Here is a 6,631-nt window from a genome sequence, read left to right as displayed (position 1 = left end):
GCGTTGTTAGCTCTGGACTCAATACGGTATTAGAAGGGAGAAGAAAAGCTCGGCGGTTTTTCGGCGATCAGCTGGCGCAGCTTTTGCACAGATCTGCACGGTTAGCACTTTTAGCCTCTTTTCATAAAACGCGGCCATATCAGTCTGCATAGCTTTTCGTGCAGTTAACGTGAACTGCAGGGTTAACCGCCTTTAGGTGACAGCGGCTCCTTTGGCGGAATGAGCGCTTTCGTCTCTGATTCGGTGAGCGGTGGCAGTTGGATCGCCTCGAACAGAACATTGGGAAACTTGGTGATCAGTTCCCAGTTGTCAGTAAGGATTTTGGAATCGGCGCGAGCTTGAACGTACGCATGATGAGAGTTGGCCGCCGAATACGCGGTAACAAATGAATCTCGGACCTTAGGCTCCAGGTACAGGCAGTTCTTCTCCCACCACTCCTGGCATTTAAGGACAACCTTTCCGATCTCATCCGTGTGAACGCCACCGAGGACTTCCCGCCACAGAGTGAAGGCCTCTTGATGGGCTTGGAGTCTGCGATCAAGGGCTGCCATGCGAAGTTGGTGCTTTGCTTTGGTTTCTTCAATCAATATGGCGTATTGCGTCTTGACGCCTTCAATCTCTTCAGTGATCGTGGCAATGTCCTCGCGAGTGGCCAAGTTCTCTGCCTTCTTTGAGAAGTAACTGGGAAGATAAAACTTCAGAAACAGCCATGCGATGCCGACGAAAACAATGCCACCGACACCAAAGGTCCCGGCGTAAGTGAGCAGCACTTTCAGTTCATCGATAGTCATGGCAAGTTAAGACGGCTTACGTAACGTATGCAGGAAAAGACTGCGGGATAAAGTAGGAGTATGGTCTAAAAATTTGCATTAGCCCGCATCGGAACTACGTATCCTGCTCTCATAACAATAGCGACATATTCGGTAGTTGAACTAAACCGCTGACGCGGTGGTTGGTCCTCACGGGCCGCCACCGCTTTTTTGTGGACGAATGGCTTGCGCAATGTGGGTTAGAGGCCAAGCCTTTGGGCTGGGGAATGTTCCCCGGACTTGAAGGAGAAACCTCATGACTGAACTACGTCAACGCATGATGGACGCGATGGTGCAGCGAGGCTTTGCACAGCGCACCCAAGAGACCTATGTGCAAGCCATCCGCCGCATGGCCAAACACTACCGGCGCGACCCCGCAAGCTACACCCCTGAAGAAGTGCAGGCCTACCTGCTGCACATGGTCAAAGAGCGCAAGCTCTCCTACAGCAGCATGAACCAGGCAGCGTGCGCTGCGCAATTCCTGTTCCAAACGGTCTTGGGCCATGGGCGCGAACAGTTCCACATCCCCTTTGCCAAAGTCCCCGCTCGCCAACCCGAGCTGTTGGGGCGCGAAGAAATCTCACGCCTGTTCGCTGGCTGCACCCACCCCGGCAGACGCGCTCTGCTGCAAACCATCTATGCCACGGGCTTGCGGGTATCGGAAGCCTGTGCGCTGAAGGTCAGTGACATTGACAGCGCCCCAGACCGCATGTGTGTGCGAGTCGCTAGTGGCAAAGGAGGCAAGGGCCGCTACAGCATCCTGAGCCCTACGCTGCTGGAGGTCTTGCGCCAATACGCGCGTACCTACCACCCCAAGACCTGGTTGTTTGCGGAATCCACAGGCAAGCGCCCCATGTTTGCAGAGATGGCCCAGCGCGCCTACCGGGCAGCCAGCGCACAAGCAGGTATCACCAAGACCGGCGGCATCCACACCCTGCGCCACTGCTTTGCGACCCACCTGCTCGAAGGTGGCGTAGACCTCTACACCATCCAAAAGCTTCTGGGCCACACCCACATCGCCACCACCGGGCGCTACCTGCACCTCATCAGCCCGCAGTTCAAGCCCCCCAAAGACACAGACCCGCTGGACCTGCTGGCAGGCCTGCGCCATCTATAGCCTGACTCCCACCACGTCAGTACAGCCATGGCTGCCACCGTGGCCCAAGTACTGCGCCGCTTTGGTGCGCAGTACCTGGCAACCCACGCCCTGAACACCCCCCAGGCCAAAGCCTGGCGGGGCATCGTTGCCTGCCGCACCGCCGCGCTGGGCGGGCAACAGCTGGCCTGTGATGCCTGCGAGCACCGCCACTGGCAATACCACTCCTGCCGCAACCGCCACTGCCCGCAATGTGGTGCCCGCGCCAAAGACGCCTGGCTGCAAGGCAGACTGGCCGAGCTATTGCCTGTGCCATACGCCCATCTGGTATTCACCTTGCCGCACAGCTTGAATGGCTTGTACACAGCGCACCCGCGCTGGGTCATTGACACCTTGTTTGCCTGCACGGCACAGACGCTGGCGGAGTTTGCGGGCAACGCGAGGTGGATGGGGACCCGTGATGGCACGCCAGCCCTCAGTCTGGTGCTGCACACCTGGACGCAGGACCTGCGCCTGCATATCCATGTGCATGCGGTCATGGCCTGTGGGGTGCTGGCAAAGGATGAGGGCAATGGCTGCCAGTGGCGCACCCCCACGCGCAAGCCCGACTTCCTGTTCCCTGTACAGGCACTCTCCAAGGTGTTTCGGGGCAAGTTCTTAGCCGCGTTGACACACGCCCATGACAGGGGCGACCTACCCCATGACCCGCAAGGCCAAGCCCAAGCCTGGCGAGACAGGCAACGTCAGCTCTACCGGCACGACTGGGTGGTCTATGCCAAGACGCCGATGGGTGGGCCTGCACAGGTGCTGGAGTACCTGAGCCGCTACACGCACCGCACCGCCATCAGCAACGAGCGCATCCGCGCCATCAGTGCCGAAGAAGTCGCCTTCACCGTGCGCAGCAACGACCAAGGCGGCAAGCGACTGGAGCGATTACGCGGCGTGGAGTTTGTACGCCGCTTCCTGCTGCACGTGCTGCCAAGCGGCATCAAACGCATCCGTCACTACGGGGTCTTGGCCCCAGGCTGCAAAGCGGTCAAACTCAGTGCCGCCCGGCTGGCCTTGCATATGCCGACACAGAGCCCACAGGCCATGGAGTCGGCCCAAGGGTTCATGGCACGCGTGGCCCAGATGGATGTAGGGCTGTGCCCGTGCTGCAAGCTGGGGCGACTGCAAGTCATTGCCGTACTGGTGGGGCAAGCCAGCTTGCCTGTGCCCGCAGATGCAGTGGCACAACACAGTCGAGGGCCGCCGTGAGTCGGGTTGTACGCCTGGGTTTGCAATGGCGGCTGCATGGGCTGGGTGAGGTGCTGCGCGCTGTGTGGGGCAGGCCAAACCGGCGTGACGAGATACGCCTGCAAGGGCCGAGTTGCCTTGTGAACAACGCCCGTTGCACCCGATGTTGCCTGCTCGACATCACATAAAGTCCGGCCATAATCTGATGCAACAAGGCGGGTGAAGCTTACAAACCCCTATCGCGACTGCCTCAGCAGGCGGTTCAGCCCAACATGGTTTATCTGCCGCAGGAGGTGATCTTGGTTTCTACAGGCTTGGCCTCGCGGCAGATAAACGCTGATCGATCTCCCCCCACTACAGATCTCGCACTACATGATGGATATGCAGATGGCATATGCGATGCATAAGCCACCGTATTATTCCTTTCACCCCGTCCAGGTGGACCGGATGCAGACACTGCAGCGTGCCAATCCCTCGCGCGTCTTTGGCTTTTCAGCCTTCGATCCTCGGCGCGAAGACTGGCGTATGCGTGCTGAAGAGTCTCTGGCCAAAGGTTTCCTCGGGTTTAAGTTCTATCCAGCAATGGGCTACAAACCCACAGGCAACGATCCAGATATTCAAGCCCGAGTCGATGCTTTTTTCGACTTTTGTGTGGAGCGAGAAGCAGCCATTTTTGTGCACTGCACACCGCAAGGTTTCCAGACGCGTCTCAAACAGGGGGCCAACGCCCATCCGAAGCTTTGGCGCGAGGTGCTGGGCAACGACCGCTGGAGCTCGTTGCGATTGTGCCTTGGACACGCCGGCGGTGGGCGCATGGAAAACGGGAGTTTGAAGTCGCCTGGTTGGATGGCAGAGACCGACAAAGAGTGGGCGGATACTGACAACTTTGCCCGCATCGTCGCCGAGCTGTGTTCTACACACCTGAACGTGTACTGCGAATTCGGTTACATCACTGCACTGTTCGAAGATGACAAGCGCGAAATCTTTGTCGCAAACATTGAACGTGCGAGGCGCTCGGCTAAAGAGGGCAATCTTCCCTACGACCTCTTAGACAAGATGGCCTATGGTTCAGATTGGCACATGCCAGACATGGTGGATAACACGCGCAAGTACTTAGATGTATTTCTTGAGATCATGAATCGGGAGACGTACAAAAGCTATCTCGACCAATTCTTTTGGAAGAACGCTTATCGCTTCCTCAAGCTGCCGTCATAGTAGCAAGGGTATTCGAGCAGAATAGCCAAACCACTGGATCCCCACGGTGAACAAACTGCCCCTAGGAAGTTGGTCGAACTTCAAACAATGGGCACGTCCAGATTTTCGCGCCGCATTCCTTTCCCCGATGGACAGTTTGTAGCGGCGACAGCCAGGACATTCAATAAAAAAGCCGCCAAAGTTGCGCATGCTGTGAGCAGAGGCGTGGCGGCTATGTTGGATTTATTGTACTAAGTCTTAGTGGCTCTTCGTCAATTTCACTGTGAATTTTTCCTCACGCCCAACCCAAATCCAACTTGCCGCAATGAAACAGAATCCTTGCACGGTAGTTGGTGAAGTTACGAAACCCACGAGCGTTGGCCTTGATGAGTTGGATAGCGCTGTTGAATCCTTCAGCACAGGCATTGCTGATTCTGTGCTGGCTGAAGTTGAGCAGACCCGTCTCATGACGGCGCAGCATTTTGACCACCTTCTTGATGGGCTCCAATCGGCTGCGCATCGCATTGGTAGACCAGGCAGCAAAGAAACGCTTGGCTGCGCCTTTGTAGCTGTAGCCCCAGAACTGGGTGAAGTTCTCCTTGATGGTCCACGCCCTGCTGGTCTTGAGGGTTGAGCTGGTTCAAGGCGCGAAACGAGACGGCCTCAGCGCTGCGTCCATCGGGATAGCTTTTGAGCCACGCCCACTTACTGCCCGTCAGCGGGGAGTCTCCCGCTTGCGAGAGGCGACGATGCTCTTGTTTGCGCACCGTGTCCACAGCGTCGCCGAGGTACTTGGAGACGTGAAACTTGTCATGAACGATGTCGGCCTGGGGCATGCACTGCTTGGCTGCACTCATGAAGGCAGGCCACATATCCATGGCCACCGCTTTGACCGAGGCTCGTTGCGTTGGCGTGAGTGCCGTTTCAAGCAGCGTTTTTGCAGCTTCGAGCTTTCTCTCAGGAATCAGGTCAAGAACCCGCGAACGGTCGATGTCGGTCAGGATGGTGACGTAGCTGTGTCCCTTCTGGGAACTCTTCTCGTCGATTCCCAGATAGTTGATGTCTTCTTCGGTGCGACGCAGCATGCCGCGTTCCACGGCACTGACCATGATGGCGTTGACGGTGCTCCAAGACAGGCGTGTGAGATTGCATACCCCTTGGGTGGTCGGGCAGACTTGAAGCAGCTTGATAACAAAGCCCGTCATCAAGGTGGTGACTCGGCTATACCGTTCAGCCCAGGGAACGACCAGCTCTTCGACCGAGCCATCGGCGTATTTGAGTTGGGGAACGCGGGCTCGAATGAGTGTCTCAAATTGGCAGGTGTCCAGGTGGCGCCATTCCCGCTCGGTCCACCCATTGACATGGGCTCGCTTGGTGGCGTCTGTGGGATCCGCCCAAACCTGACCCTTCTTCAGAACCACCTCGACCACCACCCGCTGATCTGCCAAAGACAGGTCAACCTTCTTCACCGACCAGGGCGTCTTCAGTCCAAGAAGGTGTTCGTACAGCGCGGTGTCTTTCATGGCTCGGTCAATCAATTTGAAAAACTGGATTCTGCTGGAGTGCTGCCTTGGGGTTTCGCCAATGAAAATTCACAGTGGATTCGATGAAGAACCGTCTTAGTAATGCTTTTGCTGCTCGTTCCAGCGCTACTCAGGCAAAACGATGGGAATCGTTTGACAGCGCAACATCGATGGTTTGCTGATCCACAAAATTGGAAGCTACCCATCTGGTAGAGCGAGCCCAGACGAAATTGAACACACGCCCCATGTGCAATACATCGCGCACAACTACGTTACCAAAGGCAGATATCCCCTTCTGGCACTGGTCAACAAAGGTGCTGACCAGAAAGTAAGGCGTAATGAGGATGGTAAGCAACAACAGGAGGCCAGAGTTGTACACGGCGAAGTCCGTCAAAGCATTGCCGGCTCGGCGACGCACATCAGCAACGTATTTTTGCTGATCCTGTGTACCCGCTTTGAAATTCGCATTGATGCGCGTAACCAAGTGCTCGCGCAATCCTGATTGCGCTTGCCTTGATAGCTCTACACGTAGCGCGACCACTTGCCAAACAGAGTAATTCTCGGTGTAGCGCAGGTAGGCGTTGATCATTGAACGCAGATTTCCGTAGAGATCCGTGTCAATGGACCATCCTCGCTCAAGGTGCACGCGACGCACTTCATCACGCAAATCGAATAGTTTGTCTCGGGTATGGTCCAGCAGTGTTTTTTTCACGACGAAGTGCCAAGTTCCCATGATGAGCAGGATGTTGATTCCCAAAAAGAGCATTGTCATC

The 6,631-nt window shown here is 56.4% G+C and carries 5 protein-coding genes and 1 pseudogene; 3 read left to right on the top strand and 3 right to left on the bottom strand.

What is annotated here, in order from left to right:
* Positions 1-182 precede the first annotated feature (182 nt).
* On the bottom strand, positions 183-791 hold the full coding sequence (locus U5O12_RS06175; protein WP_322577791.1) for a hypothetical protein: 609 nt from the start codon (positions 789-791) through the stop codon (positions 183-185).
* A gap of 274 nt (positions 792-1,065) precedes the next feature.
* Here U5O12_RS06175 and U5O12_RS06170 point away from each other — a divergent pair, with 274 nt between their 5' ends.
* From U5O12_RS06170 to U5O12_RS06160, 3 genes are all read left to right on the top strand, one after another.
* On the top strand, positions 1,066-1,926 hold the full coding sequence (locus U5O12_RS06170) for a site-specific integrase (RefSeq protein ID WP_322577790.1): 861 nt from the start codon (positions 1,066-1,068) through the stop codon (positions 1,924-1,926).
* Between the two features lie 27 nt (positions 1,927-1,953).
* Complete coding sequence (locus tag U5O12_RS06165; protein WP_322577789.1) at positions 1,954-3,162, top strand: IS91 family transposase; 1,209 nt, start codon at positions 1,954-1,956, stop codon at positions 3,160-3,162.
* A 351-nt stretch (positions 3,163-3,513) separates the two neighbouring features.
* On the top strand, positions 3,514-4,356 hold the full coding sequence (locus tag U5O12_RS06160) for an amidohydrolase family protein (RefSeq protein WP_322577788.1): 843 nt from the start codon (positions 3,514-3,516) through the stop codon (positions 4,354-4,356).
* A gap of 274 nt (positions 4,357-4,630) precedes the next feature.
* Here U5O12_RS06160 and U5O12_RS06155 read toward each other — a convergent pair.
* Together U5O12_RS06155 and U5O12_RS06150 are read right to left on the bottom strand one after the other, a co-directional pair.
* Positions 4,631-5,858 (bottom strand): annotated as a pseudogene (locus U5O12_RS06155) (ISL3 family transposase).
* A gap of 130 nt (positions 5,859-5,988) precedes the next feature.
* On the bottom strand, positions 5,989-6,630 hold the full coding sequence (locus tag U5O12_RS06150) for a hypothetical protein (protein ID WP_322577787.1): 642 nt from the start codon (positions 6,628-6,630) through the stop codon (positions 5,989-5,991).
* Between the last annotated feature and the right edge of the window lies 1 nt (position 6,631).

Origin of the sequence: Rhodoferax sp., from assembly GCF_034519335.1 — a bacterium.
GTDB lineage: Bacteria > Pseudomonadota > Gammaproteobacteria > Burkholderiales > Burkholderiaceae_C > Allorhodoferax.
This window is presented reverse-complemented; position numbering and strand designations above follow the sequence as displayed.

Bases quoted from the DNA above. Each gene is read 5' to 3' on its own strand.
- U5O12_RS06170 (WP_322577790.1), top strand. From the start codon at position 1,066: ATGACTGAACTACGTCAACGCATGATGGACGCGATGGTGCAGCGAGGC.
- U5O12_RS06150 (WP_322577787.1), bottom strand. From the start codon at position 6,630: ATGACAATGCTCTTTTTGGGAATCAACATCCTGCTCATCATGGGAACT.
- U5O12_RS06165 (WP_322577789.1), top strand. From the start codon at position 1,954: ATGGCTGCCACCGTGGCCCAAGTACTGCGCCGCTTTGGTGCGCAGTAC.
- U5O12_RS06175 (WP_322577791.1), bottom strand. From the start codon at position 791: ATGACTATCGATGAACTGAAAGTGCTGCTCACTTACGCCGGGACCTTT.
- U5O12_RS06160 (WP_322577788.1), top strand. From the start codon at position 3,514: ATGATGGATATGCAGATGGCATATGCGATGCATAAGCCACCGTATTAT.